We start from the raw sequence: 21,800 nt of genomic DNA, 5'->3' as shown, positions 1-21,800 counted from the left end.
TATATAAGGGGAATTTCATGAAAAAGAAATGTTATTTAAAATTATTAATTATTTTTGTACTTTTGGGTGGAGGAGTATATTGGTATTACAACAGTATTGCAATCTGGGGTACATCTGAAAACGGAATGTGGAAAGCAACTTATAAAAAGAATCAAGATCAATATGTTGAAAAGGGTTGGACTGGCACCCTTAAGCAAAAGTCTGGAGATAAAGTTACTGTAGAAGATATAACTTTTACAGATAATAATAAAACTCTAATGTCTGTAGGAGATTTTGAAGAAGGAATAGCCGAAGACGGTGAAGAAACGGTATTATACCCATTTTCTGCAGAATTTTATGGTGGAGATGGGCCTAAGAAAGGGCATATTTATAAAGTTCATGTTACTTGGAAGGATAAAGGAAGATCCCATACTGATAGCTTTCGTCTTAAATAATTGAACTACAAAGTTAAAACGTAGCAAAAAAGCCTTCTAATTCACTTCTTGTAAAATAATGAAGAAACATATTTGAACGTTCATTATAAAAAAGTATTTATACCAATCAAGATGGAGTGTTAAAATACGGAAGCTCTAGGATTCTTACTCCAAATAGTATAAATGGAATATTACAGCCAGATATAAATTACATCGTAGAACAGGGAAAACTTACATTCTCTAACGATTTACCCCTATCTGGATCCCCTATTATTCTTCAATTTGTAATAATTTATGGATAAAGAAAAAGTTAAAAGTTCTTACGCATCCAATAAACAAAATGCCGGACAATCACCATATTGATTACCGGCATTTTTTCATTAGCAAATCATGAGTATTAGTTGACTACAACTTCAATAACAATTGGAGTTGCATCATCAAGTGCATCGCCATCTGGAATAGTTATAGTAGTAGTAGTAAGGGTTGAGGTATCAGCTGTTTGAATCTGAGCATTTATATATAAAACATAATAAGCAAATGAACCTGGAAATGCTGTTACAGCAAAAAAGAGCTGCCGAAGCAACTCTCTTATTGCAGTAAGGACCCGTTATTTGAATAGGATTTTCAAAAAGCCCTTTGTTTTGTATTGTTCGGGTCAATTGTCTTAATTTTTTTAATGAAATAATAATGTTTGTAGAGGGCGAGCACTATCAATAAGATTTTCACTAACAGGATGTCCACATAAAATACAGAAATTACGATGAAGAAATCGGCAATTATATTGATTCTGATTTTCTCTTTTCGAGTCATACCTTTTTTTTGCAGGAATGCTTCAACGTATTTTTCATATAATGAGGTGCTTTTGAACCAGTTTTCAATCGACTTGGAACTTTTAGCAAAGCAAAAAGCAGCAAATAAGTAAAATGGACCGCCCGGCAGAACTGGTAACACAGTCCCTGCAATACCAATCAAAAGAGATATGGACCCAAGAAGAAAAAATAGGATACTTTTTACTTTTTTAATTGTAATCACCTTTTTATTTATATTCTATCTCCTTATAACGTAAAGAGGAAGTCTAATTGATTCAACGTCATTGATTAGTATCTTCCCTTTTTCTTTTTGAACTAACCTGCCCTCTTTATAAATAAAAAAAGCATAAACAGGATTTCTTATCAATTCATTCATACAGCATAGTTACGACACCAGCATATTCTAACAAATTTTCTTTGGAAATATCCAATGTCTCAACTTCGGTTGTTCGCTGTCCGGAAATCTGAAGAAACTTATCTACCTTTGAAAACATCAAGCCAACAACCGACAATGCCTTTGTTCTATAGTGCATGGGAATTGTAATAGTAGATTTCAATTGACGCATCACTTGAGCAGCTTCTATTGCATTAATCGTGAATGTACCTCCTACAGGAATGATAAGGATATCCACTTTTCCAATTTCATTTACTTGTTCTTCTGATAATAGATGCCCTAAATCTCCACAGTGACAGATAGTTAGACCGTCTATTTGGAAACGGTATAAAATATTGGGGCCTCTCTTCTCGCCATTTACCTTGTCATGAAATGTCTTAAATCCACTAATTCTTACAACTTCGCGAATGTATTCCTTCGGCTCATTAACAAGCAAGTATTCACCTGTTGCAGCTTCAATTTTATTGTGATCGAAATGATTATGTGTAACGGCAACTATATCTGGTTCAACACTCGGCATACGGTAACGGATGAAGCGATAATATGGATCAATAAGAATCCTGGTTCCACTTTCGGATGTTAGTAAAAAGGCAGAATGTCCAAACCACTTTATTTTCATACTAAAATTCTCCTTATTGATTCAAAATTATTAAAATCAAGCAACTTTTAAGGAACCCCGGACCTACAGTTCAGTAATAGTCAATATTTTATTTAATAACTAACCAACGCTGTCTTACCAAATGTCATTCGACACTTGACCAGGATTTTGAAACCCAGTATGTAAACAATACCTCCCTTTTGCTTGCGGCATATAGAACCAATTCCTTGGCTATGGCTTACACCTGTAACCATGGCAACCTGTCATTTTAGCTTAGTTTGTAATAGCAGAACACCACCTTATAGAAATTTATTCCATTTATTATAATTCCATTATTCATGTAATAGTCCTTCTACACCTGATCTGTCCCTTTAGTTCCTTAAAAAAGCGATTCTTATTAAAGAATCACGCCCGATTGTGGAACTAAAATAAAAGAGCTTTTTTTCTTTTTCCAGGGGACATTCCGCTGATTGAACTTGGATAAAATACGCAAACGAACGGTCACCTAAAGGAAACTGCTGTATATCATAATGGTAAGTTTTGAGAAAGGGTGAACAGAATCGATGATACATCCAGATACCGAGATTCGGTTTGTCAATGAAAAGATTGGTGTGGGCATTTTTGCCACAAAAATGATCCCCAAAGGAACGATAATCTGGGCATTGGATGATTTGGACATCATCCTCGAGGAAGATGAAATTGAATCGCTTGATATCGTGCGAAGGGAAATCGTCTATAAATATGCCTACCTCAACGATGACGACCGCTATGTGCTATGCTGGGACCATGCCAGATACATGAATCACAGCTTCAGTCCAAATGTGGTATCGACGGTCTATGAGATTGAATTTGCGTCGAGGGATATTCTACCCGTAGAGCAAATAACATGCGATTATGCATCGCTCGGGATAGACGAACCGTTTGAGTGTGAACCGGAGGAAGGGACGTCTAGCACCGTAGTGATGCCGGATGATTATCTGCATCGCTACAAGGAATGGGATGAGTTGGCTCGGGAGGCATTCAAACGATTGAATCAAGTAGACCAGCCGTTGCGTCATCTGATTCGACCGGAGTTCGTCGACAGGGTAAACGCGATTGCAGAGGGACGTGCCGAGCTGGATTCCTTTATTACGCTCTATGAAGATGAGTAAAGGCAACTAAACAACCACTCAGACGGAGCTGATGGTTGTTCAATGTTCATTAAAACCAGCTTTTTTGGCGATTCAGCAAGATGGAACATGAATCATCAACGTGAGGGTATAAAACCCAGAAAAGACCCCACCTCTGCCAAGGTGTGGTCTTTTTCTTTTCTATGCCCATCCCTTGCAGATCTCAGCAAGCCTGCTTAAAAACTTTCCTCAACAATCTGCCCCAATTGTTGAACAAGGATCAAACAGCACTCTTGAACTAGTTCCATAAGAAAAGCGATCCTCATTAAAGAATCGCGCCCAATTGTGAAAGAAAAACTTTTTCATTAAAACGCAGGCGGGGTAACTGAAAATAATACAGCTGCATTCTGACTAAAATTATTTTCCCATTTATGTTTGAAATTTGCTGGTATTTTCACACTATCACCAGCTTCCAATATATATTCTTCTTCACCTATATACAGCTTGATTTTCCCTTCCAAAATATATGCTACTTCCTCTCCTCTATGTTCTATAGGGCTTTCTGACGAGGAAATATTCGGAGGAACTTTCATAATCGCTGTTGCCAAATTCCCCGTAAAATCAGGTGACAATAACTCATAAGACAAATTATCAATGATCATTTTCTTCCGTTTACTGGACCTAACGATTAAATCCTCCGTAATCGTTTCTTCAAGCAAAAAACTAAATGTTGGAACATTCAAGGTTTTAGCTAAGACCTTTAGGGTTTGAATAGAAGGATTCGCCAAACCTCGTTCAATCTGGCTTAACATTGAAGGTGTAATTTCAGCTAATTTTGCTAACTCTCTACTACTCATTCCTTTAGCTTTTCTATATTTTTCAACTTTCTTGCCAATATCTATATTTTCCATAACCGCTACTCCTTAACGACTTATTAAATCACACTTAAATAAAATTAATATAAATTAACATCGAGATGATTGTGTGTTAAACTGTATTAAATTTTATTTAATTATAATTCACCAAACAATTTGTTACAAGAAAATGAGGAGGATCAAAAAAATGAAAGAGATTGAAAGCAAAGAATTACAATCATGGAAAGACAAATATCCTTTATTAAACAAGCTCATTTCGACGGATGAAGTATTTTGGCTCAATCCAAATGTCGAAAAGTTTCAAACAGGAATTAAAAAATCCCCCCTTACTCAAGAAGATGTAAGAGATGCAGAGGAAAGGTTGAAACGTTTTGCCCCATATATCGCCAAGGTTTTCCCTGAAACAAAAGGAACGAACGGTATCATAGAATCTCCTTTAGTGAGAATTCCTGCCATGAAACAATCCTTGGAACAAGATCATCAACAACCTATATTAGGAGAATTATTACTGAAATGTGATAGTCACCTTCCTATATCAGGATCCATCAAAGCAAGAGGCGGGATTTATGAAATACTCAAACATGCGGAAGAATTAGCTTTCCAACATCAATTGTTAACAATTCAAGATGATTATTCGATTATAGATAGTGATAGATTCCGAACCCTTTTCTCAAAATATTCAATCGCAGTAGGCTCGACTGGAAATTTAGGACTTAGTATTGGCATCATCAGTGCAAAGTTAGGTTTTAATGTTTCTGTTCATATGTCAGCTGATGCAAAACAGTGGAAAAAAGACTTGCTTAGAAGCAAAAATGTCAAAGTCATTGAATATGAAGCTGATTATAGTAAAGCTGTAGAGGAAGGCCGAATCCAAGCAGATAGTGACCCAACATGTTATTTTGTCGATGATGAAAATTCTCACGACCTATTTTTAGGATATGCAGTGGCTGCATCTCGTTTGAAGAAACAATTGGAAGAGCTAAAGATAATTGTAGATGAAAATCATCCTTTGTTTGTTTACCTTCCATGTGGAGTAGGTGGTGGTCCTGGAGGCGTAGCTTTTGGTTTGAAATTATTGTATCAAGACCATATTCACTGTTTCTTCGCAGAACCTACCCACTCGCCATGCATGTTACTCGGTTTAATGACTGGACTACATGATAAAGTTTCTGTACAAGATGTTGGTATCGATAATGTGACAGACGCGGATGGACTTGCTGTTGGAAAGCCATCTGGGTTTGTGGGTAAAACGATGGAACCCTTTTTAAGCGGCAATTATACGGTCAGCGATGAACAGTTATATAAATTGCTAAAAGAACTAGTCGATACAGAGGGGATCCATTTAGAACCTTCAGCACTAGCAGGCATGATAGGACCAAGTAAATTATGTAAAGAGGGCATCGATTATTTACAGAAGCATAGTTTAACGGAAAAGATGAGTAAGGGTACACATATTATTTGGGGGACTGGCGGAAGCATGGTTCCTGAAGAAATGATGACGCAATATTATCAAAAAGGGTTGAAATTAGCGTTAGAGAAACAGAAGTAATTTAACTTTGCCCCAAAATTACATGTGGCTATAAAACAAAAAAGACTGTAGGCAAAAGTAGTTCTATCTAAATGTAAAAACAAAGTTGATTGGAACGGAAGGTTCGAGCCTCCTGCGGGAAAGGCGCGCCGAGGGCTGGCCACCCGCGGAAAGCGAGTGCCCTACGTTCCAATCAATGTTCGAATTTTCACAAACCCTCTAAAAAACTGTAGACTACAGGAATGCTAGCCTGCCCCGTTAATTGCATAAAAAAAAATCTGTCTAGATGACAGATCTGAATTACTGCTATTGCACCTGTTACTTCTATATAATGATTGATGGAGTGTCAGAAAATTCCCCTAACAATCACATAGGAATGTACCCTTTAGTTAGATAAACAAATATCATAACAGGAATAAAACTAAAGACCATAAATAAATTGCTAAAGGCTATTAATCTGTTGTTTGAGAATGAACCTAATACCACTCCAATTGGGTTAATTACAAATGTTAGCATCCCATAAGATTCTTCAATTTTAAAGACCAAATAGGGAATCCAAGAAACAATTCCACAGAGTAAAAGCGTAACAGATAGCCAAAAGTATATCTTTGTTTTTGGATTGACTTGACTCATATTCCAACGCCTTTCAATACAATAATGCCCTAATCTTAACACAATTTCCAAATAAAGTTACCGAATTTCCCTGCCCCATTACCTCCATAAGAAAAAGCTGTCTCAAGGACAGCTCTGATCAATAACTATTAGACTGCTTAATCTTGTTCATCAAGTTCAATAAAATAATGATCCTTACGATATGACACTGCCTCCATGGTTGCTATCAGGTTTTGCTCATGCAAGACGTCTATTCGATAAAAACCTGTCCGATAGTTTCGTTTAACTTCAGTTGCACGGGCTACTATCTTGTCTCCGGGTTTAGCTGATTCAATAAACTGGATTGTTGTCGAGAGTCCTAAGGATGTTTTTCCATATGCATTACAGGCTACGGAAAAAGCATGATCTGCTACAGCATAAATAACAGCCCCGTGAACAGTTCCATATGCATTTACCATATGGCTTTGCACTTCTAACGTTGCTTCTGCAAAACCTGCCTCGAATTTTGTTAACTGAATGCCTAACGACTGAGCATACGGATCGTTTTTTACTTGCTCATGAATTTGTTCATAGTGTTTTTCATAAATTTGATATTCATCAATTTTCTTCCTCACTATTACCTACCCCTTTGATTGAATATTTTACTCCCATTACCATTGATATTAAGGATTGGTTACGGGAGATGGAGCAATAGTCATTATGATTTTAAAAAACCAATTGCACTAACATCATGTAGACAATCGTTCCCCCTGCTATGGAGAGGAGCATCATTTTCTTCCAAAAGTGAAGCAGGGCAACTACAGCCACCGCAATAAACTCAGGGATGCCGTGACTTCCGGATTGTAAGCTCACATCCTTTAAACAATAAATGACCAAAAGCCCAATTACCGCGGGTGGCAGTATTTTACCGAGATACTGTACATATTTAGGTGTGGGTTTACCTGATGGGAAAACGATGAATGGAAGAAATCTTGTAAGCATTGTGCCTAAAACAACCATTGCTATTGTAATGATTTGCTGTGTTAAATCCATTGTCATATGGTCTTGACCTCAACTTTCTCTAATGGCTTTCTAAGTAAGGTGAGTACCCCTAAAATTGCAAACATAGCAGGGATAATGAAATTGTTACCGCCAAAAATAATAAGGCAGACAGTTGACAGCCCAAGCCCTGCGAGAGCACTATGATGTTTTTTCTCTTTCATCCACTGTTCAATGAAGATGACAACAAAGAGAGCCGTCATAACAAAATCGAGTCCTTCTGTGTTGAACTTGACAAGTGATCCAAAAATGCCGCCTATCGCTGATCCTATCACCCAATAGGAATGATTGAGCAGTGTCACGAAGAACATAAACCAGCCCTTGTCTACATTCTTCGGAACATCAACGGTACAATTGATGGAAAACGACTCATCGCAAAGCCCATAAATCAGATACAGCTTTTTCTTCCCGGTCCCCCTATACTTATCAAGCATGGAAATGCCATAAAACAAATGTCGTGCATTCACCATTAAAGTTAGAAAAAGGGCGTTAATCGGATTGAACGCAACAAGCAATAAATTGGCTGCAATAAACTCCATTGATCCTGCAAATATTGTTAGACTCATCAATATCGGGTAAATCGCACTGAAACCTAATGAATTCATAAAGATTCCATAAGCGATTCCTAAAAATAAAAAGCCTGCAAAAATGGGCATTGTGTACGGAAAAGCTGCACGAAATGCAGTTAGCATTTGAGTTCTTTTTTTCATATAATTCACATCCTGATGGCTTAATTTATTTAAACTTAACATACAAAATCCGTACAAAAAACAAGTTAATTGTATGGATTACAATTAAAATAAAATTCCCCCATTTTATCAAAATGGGGGTACTGATTGGCTTATCACCTTATATTCGTTTAAATCCGCTTTTTCAACTCAACCGTTTCATTATTAGAATTCCATACAAAAAATGATATGATTGTATGGAATAAGATAGTAGAGGTGAACTATGCCAGTAAATTCATTTGATAATTATCCAATGTCTTGGAAACCTGATAAGAAAGCATTAAAGCGTCCTTTTTATAAATCTCTTGCATCATTACTTGAACAAGATATAACAAATGGTTTTTTAGCACCTGGAACAAAGTTACCTCCGCAACGAGAATTGGCAGATTTTCTTGACTTAAACTTCACTACGATTACCCGTGCCTACAAAATAAGCGAGGTAAAGGGATTAATATATGCCGTTACGGGAAGCGGAACCTTTGTAGCTCCTAATGCCACTCGTTCTATAACCATTTCCGCGGATAAAACGGCAAACAGCATTGATCTTGGTTTTGTGGCATCTTTTGAGCAAACCAATGATATTGTTACAGAAACCATTCAAAAAACTGTGAACAAAAGTTATTTGGAGCAGCTCCTGAATTACAACGATCCAACTGGTATTCCACATCAAAAAACAGCAGCTCTAAACTGGATGGAATCTTTCGGAATTCACGCGGATCAAGAGCATATAGCAATCGTTTCTGGTGCCCAAAATGCATTGGCCATTGCCTTGGCTGCTTTGTTTGTACCTGGAAATAGAATTGCAACAGACTTATACACATATTCGAACTTTATCGAGTTGGCAAAGATGTTCCATATTAAGTTAGTACCCATCCCTGGAGACCAGTTTGGAATGCTGCCAGATGAACTTGAAAAGCAGTGTTGTCAAACAAATATTGACGGCATTTTTCTGATGCCCTCTTGCAACAATCCAACCACAATCATGATGTCAGATATTCGAAAGCAAGAATTAGCTGCGGTCATCCTTAAGCATCGTTTAATTTTGATTGAGGATGATATTCATGCATTTCTGACGGCAGGCGTTATCTCCGATTACCGGCAGCCAATGTTCCATTTGCTTCCAGAACAGAGCGTTTATATTTGTGGCACCTCTAAGTCAATATGTTCTGGATTAAGAGTGGCCTATATGGTCTATGGGGATGCATTGCGCGAGAAAATTTCCCAGGCCATTTTCAACATAAATGTAAAGACCTCTTCTTTTGATGCAGAGGTTATCACAGAGCTTATCCTATCAGGAAAGGCTCATGAAATTGTTTCTCAAAAGAAACAGCTTGCACAGACTGCAAATGATATTTATTCGGAATATTTTCCTTTAAGAAAGGATGTCGGACATCCTCTCAGTTTTTATCGTTGGCTTCCAATTCAAGGACATAACAATGCGTTACAGCTGGAAACGGATTTGAAAAGGCACGGTATTCGAGTTTTTCATTCCAATCGTTTTCAAAGCGGGCAGACCACCCCTGATATGTATTTACGTATTGCACTTTCTTCTACAAACTCATTTGATGAGTTAAAAATAGGATTAGAAATATTAAAACAGTATCTCACTGCTTCAAAAAGATAAAGGATTCAATTTTTACGAACCTGCCCCTTTAGTTACATAAGTTTGTCTACAGTTTTTAAAAAAAACGTTCCAGTTGATTTCATCCGAATAAACAAATAAAAAAACATTAAAGATAATCAAGTTTTCTTTTAAAATCATGGCTCGGGGTGAGAGCATTCCGACCCCCCCGTTCCAATTATAAAGTGAATTTTCCACCATGATAACAATAGTAATTTTCAGCTTTAAGATTTTTAATCTTTCTTAAAGACTGTTCTGCTTTCTCGCCATCTAAACAAAAGTGTGGGTTAGCAATGACCAATTCATGATTCTCTTTAACAGCTGCATCACCTGTGATTACACTTTTTAAACTTGGAAAATATAATGAAATATGCCCTGGTGTTGCTACTACTCTACATTCGTTATCTAAAATCAGTTCTCCATCGTGTACCTTTTCATCAATTGAAACATGCTTCAAATTCTTTAATTGTTGTATAAACCATTTACCGAATTCGATTTCTTGATTTGGCATATTTTCAAGCATTTCTTCAGCTTGAACCAATCTCTCTGACTTCATTTCACCACTAATATATTTTGATTCTACTTCACTAGCTATAATGTTAATCAAAGGATACTTTTCCTTGAAATCATATAAGGAACCTATATGATCAATATCAAAATGAGTAATGATTATATTCTTTAAATTCTTCATTTCATAACCATTTTTTATAAATTCATTTTCAATTAAAGGTAAAAAATCATGATACCCTGTATCGACCAAAGTTAGTTCATTCTTCAATATAATCAAGCTAGGATTAATGTGATTTTTTTGCCCATTAAATTCAAATTCAATTGGCAATTCTATTATCTTCATTTTTCCTCCTCCACACCTCCCGTTTATGATAACCGAGTATTCTCCTTTAAATCTCTAATTACCTGCCTCTTTAATTACAAAAGAAAGAAGATATAATTAAAATATTCAATGTACCCAAAGGTAATGACCCTCTTTATTTACTAATAATCCGTTCGCCCGAAATAAATTTCCATAAAAAAATCACCCCACCCATAAGAACTAAAGGTGAGGTGATATGCATTCAATCAAACATTACATAATCCCCTTCTTTGATTTGATTCCTTCCAAACCATCCAAGGTTCACTTCAATTGCATAATTATAAGAAAGTCCCGGATCATAGGTAGGACATATATCTTCTTTACAAGGTTCCATATGAAGTATTTTTAGAATTTCCCCATCTGAATCAAGAAAAGCAATGGATAAAGGAATTAATGTGTTTTTCATCCAAAAGCCACCATATATTTTTTCTGTAAACACAAATAACATCCCCTCATTTTCGGGTAATTTTCCAACAAACATTAAGCCCTTTTCTCTTTTTCTTTCAGTATCTGCAACTTGAACGATTAATCTAGTTTCCCAGTTTCCACTGAGTATTTTTATCATTCTTTTATTCATTCTATTTTTCATGTTCACTCACCTTCGAGTATTATTATAAGCAGGAAGAAATTCTGATGTCTTTTTATAGGAAGTTCATGATATTGAAATTTCCTTTTTTGAAAAAACGTCTTTTCCCCTGATAATAAAAAGGAAGAAAGTTGGAGATAAAACGAAAACAAGAAGAAAAAACTAACTAGGCAGGCTCCTTTTCACTTCTAATACTTATTCTTTGGGATTAAATTTAATACTTTGTTTTCAATAATCACAGCAACCATATATAAAAAGGCCGCCAATTGGTGGCCTTCCTAATGAACTAACGCACCCGCTAGCTTAAAAACGTTCTCTAAATATACAGTTTCCAATTAGGGTCTTTTATATCTTTCTCATTTGGCTTTCTTACAAACTCAATACAGCCTTCTTCGCATGCCCCAAACGTAACGAAGTTTTTTTGTGCTTGGCTCAATGAAACTTCATTAGCCCCGCCTTCGTAATCAGGGTCTCGAAATTGAACACCGTCATCTTCCCAAAAGCATATTTTGCAAATTGCATATGTATCTGTTGGTTCTTCATCTAACGTTTTATATCCACAGCAAGGACAAGTATATTTCATACCATCACCTCGATACTTTTTATGAATTTTACCATTCATTCTAGTTCAACTAAACTGCCCCTATCGTTGCTTAAGAAAAAGAGTTGTTGAATAAATTCCCTTATTGAAGTAAAAGAATCTGTTAGTTCAAAAAGAAACCCTGCATGGAAACAAAGAAAAGAAATAATGAGACAACAACACACCCCAAAAATCCACCTTTTTATCTTCTTGAAGTTCGACTAATCCTGTTACTAACATAATTGCCCCCAAAAACAACATGGAATACGGCATCAACTCAAAATTTCCGGTAATTAGTTGATAGGCTGATAAAGCAAGAACAAATATTACTAAGATAACTTTAACTTTTTTCAAGAATATATTTCTACTTAAATACAATTTTTTCATTTAATCATACCATTTAACACCTTTTCATTTGTGTGGAAAATGGAAATTCCTTCATTCACTTCCCCTCTTTTTTGCAAGAAAAAGCCGACTGGTTTTTTAATAAAACCAATCGGCTATATGTGCTTTTAATTTATTTGATTGTTACGCATTTACTGCTTTACGGGCCTGGCTTGCATGTAATTTTTTCATTGCAAATCTTGCAATCGGCTGTGCGATCAAAGCTTCCACCCAAAATGCGATGAAAAAGTTACGAGGCCAATCATAAAAGAACGTTTGAATCGGCTCCAAACTAATTTCTCTCATGCCAATCCAAGATCCGATAACTGTCAGTAAAATGGACAGGATGGTTACGCTAAATAATATCGTGAATAACACTCTTGCATTAAAACCGTCCGTAGGTTCAATAAACTTTTGTACGAGTTTATTAACAATTGGATTTACAACAAGTGTTACCAATAAAATGACACAAACCCATACAAATGGAATTACTTGTAAGGTTTCAAAATACACTTCTTTACTGAATCCAAATTTAAATCCCATAATAAGAGGTGCGATAATGTTGACTGAAAGTATTGATATAATCGCTAAGAATAATACAAAGTCTTTTCCATTTCGCGGTAATCTTGTTTCTACGTGCATATGATCATCTCCATTAAAAATATTTCAGATGGCAGACGTATCGTGAGACATATATTTTTGGTCAATAAAAAAGACCAATATCTCTACACACTGATATAACAATTTTATCACGTTTTTCAAATGAATTTCAATGCTTTATACCTAGCACTTAACTATCCTGCCCCGTTTTTCCCCTAAGAAAAAGGCTGCCTCAGCACCCTTACTTACTGCAAACAAATCATGAAACAGCAGGACTCATAGACCCCCAGTTAATTACAAGAATTCACTTGATTTTCTTTTAGTTAAAAAGCACAAAATAAAATCTGAAATTTCACACTTCTTCTAATGATTCCTAAATACGAAACCTGTATACTTTTCTCATGTTAGTTTTTATTACATCGTTAGTCATATTATATAACACTACGAATAGGAGTTGAGTGTAAATTGTCTACATATCTAGAAAGTCATGCTTCAGAAGAAGCGGAGTTCCACCATGCTGCAGATTTGGATGAATCTCTGAAGCCGAGAACTAAAGAAGATAGGACGGTTGGCCCGATATCCTATACATTCATGTGGATTGGAGACGGCGTCAATTTAGGGAATATGACACTTGGGGCAAGCTTAGTCGTAGCGGGTACCGCAACATTGAACATCATTCAGACATTTGCTGCAGCAGCCATTGCCATCGCTATCATTTCCGTGATTTTCGCTTTAAATGATAGGATTGGATACAGGACGGGCATTCCCTATGTTGTTCAGCTCAGAATGTCCTTCGGGATGAAAGGATCCATCATTTCATCACTTTTGCGTGGAATTCCAGCCATCATCTGGTACGGTTTTCAAAGTTGGATCGGCGGTACTGCCTTAAACGAAATCGCGAAGGTCATTACGGGTGGTGCTTTTGATAATGCCGTCATTTGTTTTGTCGCGATTCAATTGGTTCAAATTGCGCTTTCGCTGTATGGCTTCCATGCCATCAAATGGGTGGAAATACTTGCATCCATTGTTATCATGCTAGCGCTAGTCTATGTATTTGGTATTCTTCTTACATCACATAGCGAGGTCATCGCGGAAAAATGGGTGCACGCTGAAGGCTCATGGGGCTTGCCGTTCTTTGCTTTCATCATGATGTTTTTAGGAAATTATGCGGCTATCTTTTTAAGCGCAGGGGACTATTCAAGAGAGCTTAAGTCTGGCATCAGTGATGCAAAACGAGGGTTTTTGTATTTTTCGCCCATTTTACTAGCATACGGCTTCGTACTGACAATCGGCGTAATGCTTGCTTCCGCTACCGGCATTTCCAATCCCGTTAAGGCGTTTGCAATTGTGGTGGATAATCCTTATATCACAGTAGGCGTTTCTGCATTTATCGTTATAGGTGCAATTGCGGTAAATATGGTTGCCAATATTATTCCGCCAACATATGTCATTACTTTGATTACAAAGTTGAAATATAAGGTTGCCGTTATCATAACCGGAATTCTTGCCTTTTGCTCATTCCCTTGGGTGCTTGTACAGGATTCTTCGGCGAAGGGCCTTGGTTTGTTCATTCTGATTTATTCCGCATTTTTAGGTCCGATCGTTTCGATTTTATTAGTCGAGTATTATATATTAAGAAAGCAAAAAATGAATGTTTCCGATTTGTACAGAGAAGACGGGCCATTTGCAGGATATAATCCATGCGCGCTGCTCGCCATGCTTATCGGCGCCGGCGCAGCCTTTATAAAAGTCGAGCTGGCCTGGATCATCGGCGTTGTTGTGGCAGGCATTGCCTATATTATTCTGATGAAGTTTGCCTTTAAGGATTCAAGATTCAAAAAGGGGACGATATTCGAGAATGAGTTTTAACTTATTGAAAGGGATACTACTCAAAATGGGAGTATCCCTTTTTTAAGTAAGGCTAGTTTCATGAAATAAATGTCTGGCCATTTTTGTAAGTGAATGCATGGTTTCCTTCTTTTTTCAATAAAACCGGCAAATACTGCGCAACCATTTCGGCAATTCCGAGATTCAGTGGATGGAGTATCCAATCAATGGATTTCCAATCAAGAATGCCTTCCCGCGTTTTTTTCGGTGTTTCATATTTTAAATCCTCATCCGCCATATACAAATATACATATATTCCATCCAATTCACCTTCAGGAGTTTCCCAGGTTACCGTTCCTTTAGAAAAAAAGGTCTCTACCTCTATCCCAGTTTCCTCAAACACCTCACGCTGTGCACCTATATCAGGTGTTTCACCTTTCTCGATTTTGCCCCCCACCCCGTTCCAAACACCCATAATCGGTGCTTTCTCCCGGTTAAGCATGAGAAGTTCATTATTCTTCTTTACAAAACAAACCGTATACTTAAACATTATACAAAGTGACCCCTTTATCGTTAATTAACCACATGGCCGTGACGAATACCTGTTAGCGCGGTCACACGTGCTATTTCCACTATATTTCGGTCCATATAAGTAAGAAAGATCTTGACCAAACATTCCTAATACCGTTTGCCCACTATTAAAAACATTGGCTTCTCTCACTTCTTCTGCCTCCAAAGTATTAACACACTCTCAAATTTTAACAATGAATAAAGAATCCGTAAACGCTCTCCGTCAATGTATGAATGGACTCCCCATTAGTTCCAATTCTTTTATTTTAGCGCAAAATAATTACTTTACTCGTTAGTTTGGACGATATATTCGTAAGTTTGAGCGATATATTCGTGAGATCGGGCGATAAACTCGTGAATTTGAGCGATAATATTCGTGAATTCGTACTTCACTCGTGAATTTGCTCTGTTTACTAGTGACTTTTGCTGTTTTACTCGTGAATTTTCGCTTTTTACTCGTGAGTTCGGATTTTCATAAAGAAAGCAGCGATTCCCTTAAGAATCGCTGCTCCTCCTATTTATGCTCCTGCCCAAACATCTTTCGCATATCTGCCATTCTCCTCTAATGATTGCAGCCATTCTGTGGCTTCTTCTCTCGGTGTTTGATAGATATGCATATAGCTGTCGATTAATGTTCGTTCAACATCTGGCGCCATATTGCTTCCGTCTCCGCAGATGTATAGGTGTCCTCCTTCTTTTAATAAAGGAAGGATGTCATGGGCGTTTTCTGCTAATCGGTTCTGGACATATGTTTTTTCTTGACCGGGACATCTCGAGTAAGCGGTGTGCAGTGTTACAAGGCCCTCTTGTTCGGCTTGCACGAGTTCTTTTTGATAGAGGAAATCGTGTTCAGGATTACGGCATCCAAAGTAAAGGTGGGCAGTCCCTAGCGTTTCACCTTTTTCCTTTAAAACGCGACGTGCCTGTATGAATCCCCTGAATGGTGCAATTCCTGTTCCAGGGCCAATCATGATGATAGGTTTTCCTGTTTGCTCTGGGAGCTGGAAATTGGATTGCGGCGTATTGATAAAACAGGCTATTTTGTCTCCTTGGGAGCGTTCAGCCAAATAATTCGATGCAATTCCTTTGTATTCCCCGTTGCCGCTCAAAGCTTCTCCACGGACGACGCTTACGGTGATGCTTGTTTCTCCTTCGTTGTGGAGTGGTGAGCTTGAGATGGAGTAATATCTTGCTTTTAAAGGTGGCAGTAAAGCCAGGAACAGTTCAAATGGGATTTCACATGCAAGATACTTTTCTATTAGGTCAAGCATGGTTATGCGCTTGTTCAGGATTTCTTGTTTATAGGTACTGTCCAAAAGAAGAACTTCAAGTTCTTTTACATGTGGAGGACATACCGTATAAGTGGCAAGCGCCCGTATTTGAGACCGGGTGGCGGGCTCTTGGAACTCCACATAGTTTGATAGTAACTCTTCTATTTTTACCGGTTTTCCTGTAGGAAGATGGGCAGCTTTTCCGGAATCCCCAGTCAGATTCACGTAATCTTGGCCGTTTAGATTAAATCGACTGAGCACTCGTTCGACAAGTTCCGATGGATTTTGTGGAAGAACCCCGAGATGATCGCCTTCCTGATATTGTATTCCCTCTGGCAGAGTCAATTCTATATGCCGTGTACTTCTTCCGCTATCTACATGTTGTAATTCAAAATTCCTTTTTACAATGGATGTAAAAGCATGATGGGTGCGGGCTAATGGCGTGCCGCTCACATCGCTTACGAAGTTCATCGTAAGCGAGCTGACTACCCGATCATTCTTATTCACTTCAATGTTCAGGGTTTCGGCAAGATTCGGCCAAAGGGCTTCTGTCCATTTCTCGTAATCCCCTTCAAAGTCGTCGCTTGCATCTCCATAGCCTGTTTCTGACAGCCGCACTGCTCCTTTTTGTTCCAGCTGCTCATCAATGAAGATTGGAATGCGCTGGTACGTATTAGCCCAACTGCGGTCCCCGCAGCCGAAGATCGCATAGTGAACACCATCCAATGTGTCACCCTGGTTTTCCTTCAGCCATGAAACGAAGTCACCTGCATTATCAGGGGGATTTCCATTATAAGATGCCGAGACTATGAGAACAGCTCCTCCTTGGGGAAGACGATCAGTGTAATCATTTAAAGGGGCAACCTCGGCATTGTAGCCTTGTCGCTTTCCTGTTTCGGCAAGGTCACGAGCAATCCCTTCCGCTGTTCCCATGTTTGATCCAAACAGGACGAGTAATGGTGTGCCATGTGCTGATTCGATTGCAGATGCCGTAGCTCCTTTGTCCGCAGATTTTGATTCTGGAGAAGCAACGTTAAACGACACCGGCGGCTTCCTCGGCGAAACGCGCATGGTCATCCCGTCCGGCTTGAGAGTCAAAGTTTCTTTAACATCCAATTGATATTCTTCATGATCAATCAAGTCAAAGTGCTGTAAAACCATACCAAGCACCAGTGTCGCTTCATGAAGGGCAAACTGCTGTCCGATACAGGCGCGCTGCCCGTTTCCAAACGGTTTATAAGCATGATAAGGGATGGATCCCGAATCCTCGAACCTCTCAGGAATGAACGATTCAACGTCATCACCCCAAACGGATGGATCACGATGAAGCTCGGGAATTAGCAGCGAGAACACATCACCTTTCTTCACATTGTATTTTCCGCCCAGCATGGTATCTTCTTTCGCATAAACGGAAAACGCCGGAGCTGTCGGCCACAGACGAAGCGCTTCATTCAGCACCATCCGGACATATTTCAGCTTTTTCACTTGTTTGTAATCAGGAACATCATCACCCAGCACTTCATCGACTTCCTCTTGCGCTTTTTTTAACTTGTCTCTGTTATTCATGAGGAAATAGATGGCGAACGATAGGAGACCGCTCGTCGTTTCATGGCCAGCTATTAAAAAGGTGATGATTTGAAAACGAATATTTTCATCATCCAGTGATACTCCGGTTTCTGGATCGACTCCTTTCAACATATGGGAAAGAAGGTCATCTTCTCCCTGATCACCATTTAGTTTTCGTTCAGCAATCAATTCATCCACTAGAGAGAACATATATTGAATGTCTTCCCTGAATTGTTTTTTAGATTTGATCATCAGTTTATCTTGGATGCCAAGTCGCTGCGTTTGGCTCATCGCTTCATCCAACGCACGTACCATACTGGTGACAAAAGGGTGGGTGGTCTCCCGATAAAAACTGTTAAATCGGTAATTGAACCCGCAGAGTCCGATCGTATCCAAGGTCAATCGTGTCATATCCTCAGGAACATCTATCTCATCAGCCGGATTCAGGCGGGCCCATTTTTGAATGAGTTGAGTAGCAAGATCCACCATTTTAGCATGATAGCTTTTCATTGCTTGCTGGCTTAAGCTGGGCAGCAGGATGTTATGGGCCTTTTTCCAATTCGGCTCCGTTGTTTCACTTGTGAAGAGACCATCGCCGCCAAACGCTCTCACTTTTTGTAGGGCTGGACCGACTTTCTTATCAAACCTTGTTTCATCACAAATTTCTTTAGCGAGGGAAGCACTGGACACGAATGTAGTGATTCGACCCGGAAATTGAAACTGAAAAATCGGCCCAAGTTCTCGTGCCAGCTTCATGAAAGACTGAAGCGGCTTATCCTTATCAATGATAGGCAGGCTGCCTAGGGGGCCATATGTCTTTGGCTGTGGAAACTGAGTTGTGTTTTCCATTTTATTAGCACCTCTTTTAATAGTTTAGAATGCGGAATGAACGTTCATTCCGCTTAAATGTTAAAAATGTCTCAAGCGTGCAATCGCACTGCATCCCAAAAGCTTTCTTCCACATCTGCCAATAGTTTTGGGTCAGGTTCTAATTCCCCTATGCGAACAAGACGCTCAAGCTCAAGAAAAGCCCCGTAAATGATGGCAATCAAAGCTGAAGAAGGAAGCTCCTTAATTTCTTTTTTCTCTTTTCCTGAATCAAAGAAATTTTTAAATATATTCAATAGCCCTTGAAAGCTAGCATGACTATCTTCATTTAAAAAATGGGCTCCACTATGTATTTTTATAAAATAAAGAGCTTGGTCCTGCTCGGTTGTAAAATCAACCATTGATTTAAAAATATGGTGAAACTGATTGCGTATTGAATCATCATGAGGAAATCCATTCTTGACCGTTTCAGTGAAAATATCCAAGTACTCTTGAAAAATCTTGTTGCCTAGCACTTCCTTATTCTCGAAATAACGATAAATGGTACCCGCTCCAACTCCTGCCGATGTAGCAATCATCGGAATCGTCGTCGCATCATATCCACGTTCCGCAAATAGCACTAAAGCGCTGGATACTATACTGTCTCGTTTATTTACTGCCGTGATCATAATGATTCACCCCTTTTTTACAAGTTGCGGAATGAATGTTCATTCCTGTTAATGTAAGTGTATACCCAATAAAATCCAATCTCAATCGCGCATACTACCCATATTTTGTGAATTCTTTATTAACTGAGGGGGCTAAAAGGCTGAAAGGATTTCTTTTTAAGGAATTAAATGGTACTACAAACTATCGTTTGCCCCATAAGAAAAAGAGCTGATAGTCACAGCTCTACTACTGGTTTACTGAAATTAGGTATGCAAACTTCTTGTTCACCTATTAAACGAGAAGAACTTATGCATGATTATAGCGTTCAGATAGTTTCTTTCTATGGGCATTGAACACTTCTTCCAAGGGGATATTGTACTTGTTCGCAATCACAATCAAGTTTCCTAACACATCTCCCAATTCTTCGGTTAGCTCCTGTATGTTCTCTTCAAACGAACCAATAACTTCACCAGGTCTATCCCTGCCAATTTCAAGGGAGCGAATGGCTCGTGCCACCTCGCCAGTTTCTTCTGCCAAAAAGCCGATGCGAATGAAAATGTCCAATTCTGACCATCCTCGTGCTTCATAATAATCTTTTACCCATTGTTGAAATTCAGTGACGTTCATATTCATCCACCTTTCAGTTAAATAATTCAAATTTAACAAACCTTCCTGAATTTTGTATGATAAGAAAGAAAGATTACTAAATGGGAGATGTGATATTTTGAAAAGTCTAGCTGTATTTTGTGGATCAAGCAAAGGTGCATCTGCTGTCTATGTTGAAGAGGCTAAAAACCTGGGTGCGGAACTGGCAAAACGTAATATTACCCTTGTCTATGGGGGCTCAAGTGTAGGAATCATGGGTGCAGTTGCAGATTCCGTTCTGGAAGCAGGCGGAAATGTAATTGGAGTATTGCCAGATTTTCTAGAAAAAAAAGAAATAGCGCATAAGAGCTTAACCGAACTGATCGTCGTGGAATCCATGCATGAAAGAAAAGCAAAAATGGCTGAGCTTGCAGATGGGTTCATTGCCTTGCCAGGCGGGCCAGGAACATTGGAAGAATTCTTTGAGATTTTCACTTGGGCTCAGCTTGGTCTTCATCAAAAACCTTGCGGACTCTTAAATATCAATCACTATTATGATCCTTTGGTCGCTTTATTCAATCATATGTCCGACGAACAGTTCCTGCATGAAAAATTCCGTTCCATGGCGCTCGTAGATGTTGAACCAAATGGACTTCTTGATCAATTTAATACATATGAACCGCCAACCGTAAAAACTTTCATCACCGAAAAACAAACCTGATCATTAAAAAACAACCGGCCAAGATCAATAATGACCTTGGCCGGTTGTTTTAAACTGCTGCGCACTGAAGGGTTAAGTGAATAACAGGTTTAAATAATCTCCATGCCCTTCAATAAGTTGCACTTCATGCTGGGATGAAATCCAGAAAAAATGGAATGTCAGCCCCTCTTCATCTCCTCCACCCGTTGGCTGAAAGTCCCATTCATCAGGAACATTCGATACACTTATTTTATAAAAATATCTATTATGTATGGCACCATCTGCGTTCTCCCAAAAATCTTCTGCAATTAAATTTTCTACATAAAAATTTTCCAGACCTGTTTCTTCTTTCATTTCCCTCATCACTGCTTGGTAAGCATCTTCTTGAGGCTTCACTGTTCCCTTGGGTATCTGTATACCCGCTTCCCTAATGGGATGTTGAAAAACCAATACCTGTGTTTCTCCATTTTTGATTCTTGTCACATACCCGTAAGCTTTTTTTATCGGTATCACCATCAATCACCAAAAGCAAATATGAGCTCTGTCTCGCATACCGTTTCTCCATCGACAGTAGCCCTTCCTTTTCCTTTACCGATAGGACCTTTCAAGCGAGTAATCTCTACTTCTAAACGTAATTGGTCTCCTGGTCTTACTTGCCTTTTAAAACGACATCCATCGATCCCAGCCAAAAGCCCGATCCGCCCTTGATTTTCTTCTTTTGTTAGCATAATAACAGCACTTACCTGTGCTAATGCCTCGACGATCAATACACCTGGCATCACTGGATAATTTGGAAAGTGACCAGTAAAAAACTCTTCATTTGCTGTTACATTTTTAACGGCCACCGCTCTCTTTCCTTCTTCCAATTCCAAAACTCTATCAACTAAAAGAAATGGATAGCGATGCCTGATAATGTCTTTGATTTCTTGGATATCAATCAATATTAAGTCCCCCATTGCGATGGATTGCTTTCACTTTATTTTACCATCAGCATCACCATTTGGATATTTTTGTATTTAACATACTACACTTCTTTCAACAAAAAAAGGCTGTCTGAGC

24 protein-coding genes and 1 pseudogene are annotated in these 21,800 nt (G+C 38.4%); 7 read left to right on the top strand and 18 right to left on the bottom strand.

What is annotated here, in order from left to right; translation table 11 throughout:
* Nucleotides 1-17 precede the first annotated feature (17 nt).
* Both BS1321_RS17635 and BS1321_RS28780 read left to right on the top strand, forming a co-directional pair.
* Nucleotides 18-434, top strand: a complete 417-nt coding sequence (locus tag BS1321_RS17635; RefSeq protein WP_063236217.1) for a hypothetical protein — start codon at nucleotides 18-20, stop codon at nucleotides 432-434.
* Between the two features lie 116 nt (nucleotides 435-550).
* Complete coding sequence (locus tag BS1321_RS28780) at nucleotides 551-715, top strand: DUF4183 domain-containing protein (protein ID WP_157732815.1); 165 nt, start codon at nucleotides 551-553, stop codon at nucleotides 713-715.
* Nucleotides 716-810: 95 nt separating this feature from the next.
* On the opposite strand, the pseudogene BS1321_RS17630 reads toward BS1321_RS28780, so the two are convergent.
* The 3 genes and pseudogenes from BS1321_RS17630 to BS1321_RS17620 all read right to left on the bottom strand — a co-directional run.
* Nucleotides 811-975: pseudogene (locus tag BS1321_RS17630) on the bottom strand (DUF4183 domain-containing protein); the annotation flags it as partial.
* Between the two features lie 62 nt (nucleotides 976-1,037).
* On the bottom strand, nucleotides 1,038-1,385 hold the full coding sequence (locus tag BS1321_RS17625) for a YbaN family protein (RefSeq protein WP_230161227.1): 348 nt from the start codon (nucleotides 1,383-1,385) through the stop codon (nucleotides 1,038-1,040).
* Nucleotides 1,386-1,590: 205 nt separating this feature from the next.
* Nucleotides 1,591-2,235, bottom strand: a complete 645-nt coding sequence (locus BS1321_RS17620) for an MBL fold metallo-hydrolase (protein WP_063236218.1) — start codon at nucleotides 2,233-2,235, stop codon at nucleotides 1,591-1,593.
* A gap of 542 nt (nucleotides 2,236-2,777) precedes the next feature.
* Between BS1321_RS17620 and BS1321_RS17615 the strand changes: the two genes are divergently transcribed.
* Nucleotides 2,778-3,365: an SET domain-containing protein gene (locus BS1321_RS17615; RefSeq protein ID WP_063236219.1), complete on the top strand. Its 588-nt coding sequence runs from the start codon at nucleotides 2,778-2,780 to the stop codon at nucleotides 3,363-3,365.
* A gap of 323 nt (nucleotides 3,366-3,688) precedes the next feature.
* Here BS1321_RS17615 and BS1321_RS17610 read toward each other — a convergent pair whose 3' ends face one another.
* Complete coding sequence (locus BS1321_RS17610) at nucleotides 3,689-4,234, bottom strand: helix-turn-helix domain-containing protein (RefSeq protein WP_063236220.1); 546 nt, start codon at nucleotides 4,232-4,234, stop codon at nucleotides 3,689-3,691.
* 151 nt (nucleotides 4,235-4,385) lie between these two features.
* Between BS1321_RS17610 and BS1321_RS17605 the strand changes: the two genes are divergently transcribed.
* Entirely contained in the window at nucleotides 4,386-5,747 is a 1,362-nt protein-coding gene (locus BS1321_RS17605) for a D-serine ammonia-lyase (RefSeq protein ID WP_063236221.1), read from the top strand.
* A gap of 749 nt (nucleotides 5,748-6,496) precedes the next feature.
* On the opposite strand, the gene BS1321_RS17595 is transcribed toward BS1321_RS17605, so the two are convergent.
* From BS1321_RS17595 to azlC, 3 genes are all read right to left on the bottom strand, one after another.
* Complete coding sequence (locus BS1321_RS17595) at nucleotides 6,497-6,952, bottom strand: PaaI family thioesterase (RefSeq protein WP_063236222.1); 456 nt, start codon at nucleotides 6,950-6,952, stop codon at nucleotides 6,497-6,499.
* 91 nt (nucleotides 6,953-7,043) lie between these two features.
* Nucleotides 7,044-7,376, bottom strand: coding sequence for a branched-chain amino acid transporter permease (locus BS1321_RS17590; protein WP_063236223.1), 333 nt, complete (start codon nucleotides 7,374-7,376; stop codon nucleotides 7,044-7,046).
* Nucleotides 7,373-8,128 carry an azaleucine resistance protein AzlC gene (gene azlC / locus BS1321_RS17585; RefSeq protein ID WP_094246632.1) on the bottom strand — a complete coding sequence of 252 codons (756 nt, stop codon included), beginning with the start codon at nucleotides 8,126-8,128 and terminating at the stop codon, nucleotides 7,373-7,375. Before azlC ends, BS1321_RS17590 begins: the two co-directional genes overlap by 4 nt.
* Nucleotides 8,129-8,327: 199 nt before the next feature.
* Between azlC and BS1321_RS17580 the strand changes: the two genes are divergently transcribed.
* Nucleotides 8,328-9,728, top strand: a complete 1,401-nt coding sequence (locus BS1321_RS17580; RefSeq protein ID WP_063236225.1) for an aminotransferase-like domain-containing protein — start codon at nucleotides 8,328-8,330, stop codon at nucleotides 9,726-9,728.
* A gap of 175 nt (nucleotides 9,729-9,903) precedes the next feature.
* Here the strand turns inward: BS1321_RS17580 and BS1321_RS17575 are convergent, their stop codons facing one another.
* The 5 genes from BS1321_RS17575 to BS1321_RS17555 form a co-directional block, all read right to left on the bottom strand.
* A complete protein-coding gene (locus BS1321_RS17575; protein ID WP_063236226.1) occupies nucleotides 9,904-10,578 on the bottom strand; it encodes an MBL fold metallo-hydrolase in 675 nt (224 codons plus the stop codon).
* 220 nt (nucleotides 10,579-10,798) lie between these two features.
* Nucleotides 10,799-11,185: a DUF192 domain-containing protein gene (locus BS1321_RS17570; RefSeq protein ID WP_063236227.1), complete on the bottom strand. Its 387-nt coding sequence runs from the start codon at nucleotides 11,183-11,185 to the stop codon at nucleotides 10,799-10,801.
* 313 nt (nucleotides 11,186-11,498) lie between these two features.
* A complete protein-coding gene (locus BS1321_RS17565; RefSeq protein ID WP_063236246.1) occupies nucleotides 11,499-11,765 on the bottom strand; it encodes a CPCC family cysteine-rich protein in 267 nt (88 codons plus the stop codon).
* Nucleotides 11,766-11,891: 126 nt separating this feature from the next.
* Nucleotides 11,892-12,116: a hypothetical protein gene (locus BS1321_RS17560; RefSeq protein ID WP_232522706.1), complete on the bottom strand. Its 225-nt coding sequence runs from the start codon at nucleotides 12,114-12,116 to the stop codon at nucleotides 11,892-11,894.
* 174 nt (nucleotides 12,117-12,290) lie between these two features.
* A complete protein-coding gene (locus BS1321_RS17555) occupies nucleotides 12,291-12,788 on the bottom strand; it encodes a hypothetical protein (RefSeq protein ID WP_063236228.1) in 498 nt (165 codons plus the stop codon).
* 423 nt (nucleotides 12,789-13,211) lie between these two features.
* On the opposite strand from BS1321_RS17555, the gene BS1321_RS17550 reads away from it, so the two are divergent.
* A complete protein-coding gene (locus BS1321_RS17550) occupies nucleotides 13,212-14,615 on the top strand; it encodes an NCS1 family transporter (protein ID WP_063236229.1) in 1,404 nt (467 codons plus the stop codon).
* A 58-nt stretch (nucleotides 14,616-14,673) separates the two neighbouring features.
* Here the strand turns inward: BS1321_RS17550 and BS1321_RS17545 are convergent, their stop codons facing one another.
* The 4 genes from BS1321_RS17545 to BS1321_RS17530 all read right to left on the bottom strand — a co-directional run bounded on the left by BS1321_RS17545 (nucleotide 14,674) and on the right by BS1321_RS17530 (nucleotide 20,083).
* Nucleotides 14,674-15,075, bottom strand: coding sequence for an NUDIX hydrolase (locus tag BS1321_RS17545; protein WP_063236247.1), 402 nt, complete (start codon nucleotides 15,073-15,075; stop codon nucleotides 14,674-14,676).
* A 586-nt stretch (nucleotides 15,076-15,661) separates the two neighbouring features.
* On the bottom strand, nucleotides 15,662-18,829 hold the full coding sequence (locus tag BS1321_RS17540) for a bifunctional cytochrome P450/NADPH--P450 reductase (protein ID WP_063236230.1): 3,168 nt from the start codon (nucleotides 18,827-18,829) through the stop codon (nucleotides 15,662-15,664).
* A 71-nt stretch (nucleotides 18,830-18,900) separates the two neighbouring features.
* Nucleotides 18,901-19,476: a TetR/AcrR family transcriptional regulator gene (locus BS1321_RS17535; protein ID WP_063236231.1), complete on the bottom strand. Its 576-nt coding sequence runs from the start codon at nucleotides 19,474-19,476 to the stop codon at nucleotides 18,901-18,903.
* A 286-nt stretch (nucleotides 19,477-19,762) separates the two neighbouring features.
* Nucleotides 19,763-20,083 carry a MazG nucleotide pyrophosphohydrolase domain-containing protein gene (locus tag BS1321_RS17530; RefSeq protein WP_063236232.1) on the bottom strand — a complete coding sequence of 107 codons (321 nt, stop codon included), beginning with the start codon at nucleotides 20,081-20,083 and terminating at the stop codon, nucleotides 19,763-19,765.
* A 97-nt stretch (nucleotides 20,084-20,180) separates the two neighbouring features.
* Here BS1321_RS17530 and BS1321_RS17525 point away from each other — a divergent pair, with 97 nt between their 5' ends.
* Complete coding sequence (locus tag BS1321_RS17525; protein ID WP_063236233.1) at nucleotides 20,181-20,762, top strand: LOG family protein; 582 nt, start codon at nucleotides 20,181-20,183, stop codon at nucleotides 20,760-20,762.
* Between the two features lie 72 nt (nucleotides 20,763-20,834).
* Here the strand turns inward: BS1321_RS17525 and BS1321_RS17520 are convergent, their stop codons facing one another.
* Together BS1321_RS17520 and fabZ are read right to left on the bottom strand one after the other, a co-directional pair.
* Nucleotides 20,835-21,257 (bottom strand): NUDIX hydrolase, encoded by a 423-nt coding sequence (locus BS1321_RS17520; RefSeq protein WP_063236234.1) that lies wholly within the window; start codon nucleotides 21,255-21,257, stop codon nucleotides 20,835-20,837.
* Nucleotides 21,257-21,682 (bottom strand): 3-hydroxyacyl-ACP dehydratase FabZ, encoded by a 426-nt coding sequence (fabZ, locus tag BS1321_RS17515; RefSeq protein WP_063236235.1) that lies wholly within the window; start codon nucleotides 21,680-21,682, stop codon nucleotides 21,257-21,259. Before fabZ ends, BS1321_RS17520 begins: the two co-directional genes overlap by 1 nt.
* Nucleotides 21,683-21,800: the final 118 nt, after the last annotated feature.

This window comes from Peribacillus simplex NBRC 15720 = DSM 1321 (genome assembly GCF_002243645.1).
In the GTDB taxonomy this organism is placed as follows: Bacteria; Bacillota; Bacilli; order Bacillales; family DSM-1321; genus Peribacillus; species Peribacillus simplex.
Note: the sequence above shows the minus strand (reverse complement) of the source record. Positions and strands in the feature narration are given on the sequence as shown.

What these genes read in the sequence shown, in the direction of transcription:
- BS1321_RS17635 (WP_063236217.1), top strand. Translation starts at nt 18, where the DNA reads ATGAAAAAGAAATGTTATTTAAAATTATTAATTATTTTTGTACTTTTG.
- BS1321_RS17620 (WP_063236218.1), bottom strand. Translation starts at nt 2,235, where the DNA reads ATGAAAATAAAGTGGTTTGGACATTCTGCCTTTTTACTAACATCCGAA.
- BS1321_RS17615 (WP_063236219.1), top strand. Translation starts at nt 2,778, where the DNA reads ATGATACATCCAGATACCGAGATTCGGTTTGTCAATGAAAAGATTGGT.
- BS1321_RS17610 (WP_063236220.1), bottom strand. Translation starts at nt 4,234, where the DNA reads ATGGAAAATATAGATATTGGCAAGAAAGTTGAAAAATATAGAAAAGCT.
- BS1321_RS17605 (WP_063236221.1), top strand. Translation starts at nt 4,386, where the DNA reads ATGAAAGAGATTGAAAGCAAAGAATTACAATCATGGAAAGACAAATAT.
- BS1321_RS17590 (WP_063236223.1), bottom strand. Translation starts at nt 7,376, where the DNA reads ATGACAATGGATTTAACACAGCAAATCATTACAATAGCAATGGTTGTT.
- azlC (WP_094246632.1), bottom strand. Translation starts at nt 8,128, where the DNA reads ATGTTAAGTTTAAATAAATTAAGCCATCAGGATGTGAATTATATGAAA.
- BS1321_RS17580 (WP_063236225.1), top strand. Translation starts at nt 8,328, where the DNA reads ATGCCAGTAAATTCATTTGATAATTATCCAATGTCTTGGAAACCTGAT.
- BS1321_RS17575 (WP_063236226.1), bottom strand. Translation starts at nt 10,578, where the DNA reads ATGAAGATAATAGAATTGCCAATTGAATTTGAATTTAATGGGCAAAAA.
- BS1321_RS17570 (WP_063236227.1), bottom strand. Translation starts at nt 11,185, where the DNA reads ATGAAAAATAGAATGAATAAAAGAATGATAAAAATACTCAGTGGAAAC.
- BS1321_RS17565 (WP_063236246.1), bottom strand. Translation starts at nt 11,765, where the DNA reads ATGAAATATACTTGTCCTTGCTGTGGATATAAAACGTTAGATGAAGAA.
- BS1321_RS17555 (WP_063236228.1), bottom strand. Translation starts at nt 12,788, where the DNA reads ATGCACGTAGAAACAAGATTACCGCGAAATGGAAAAGACTTTGTATTA.
- BS1321_RS17545 (WP_063236247.1), bottom strand. Translation starts at nt 15,075, where the DNA reads ATGCTTAACCGGGAGAAAGCACCGATTATGGGTGTTTGGAACGGGGTG.
- BS1321_RS17540 (WP_063236230.1), bottom strand. Translation starts at nt 18,829, where the DNA reads ATGGAAAACACAACTCAGTTTCCACAGCCAAAGACATATGGCCCCCTA.
- BS1321_RS17535 (WP_063236231.1), bottom strand. Translation starts at nt 19,476, where the DNA reads ATGATCACGGCAGTAAATAAACGAGACAGTATAGTATCCAGCGCTTTA.
- BS1321_RS17530 (WP_063236232.1), bottom strand. Translation starts at nt 20,083, where the DNA reads ATGAACGTCACTGAATTTCAACAATGGGTAAAAGATTATTATGAAGCA.
- BS1321_RS17520 (WP_063236234.1), bottom strand. Translation starts at nt 21,257, where the DNA reads ATGGTGATACCGATAAAAAAAGCTTACGGGTATGTGACAAGAATCAAA.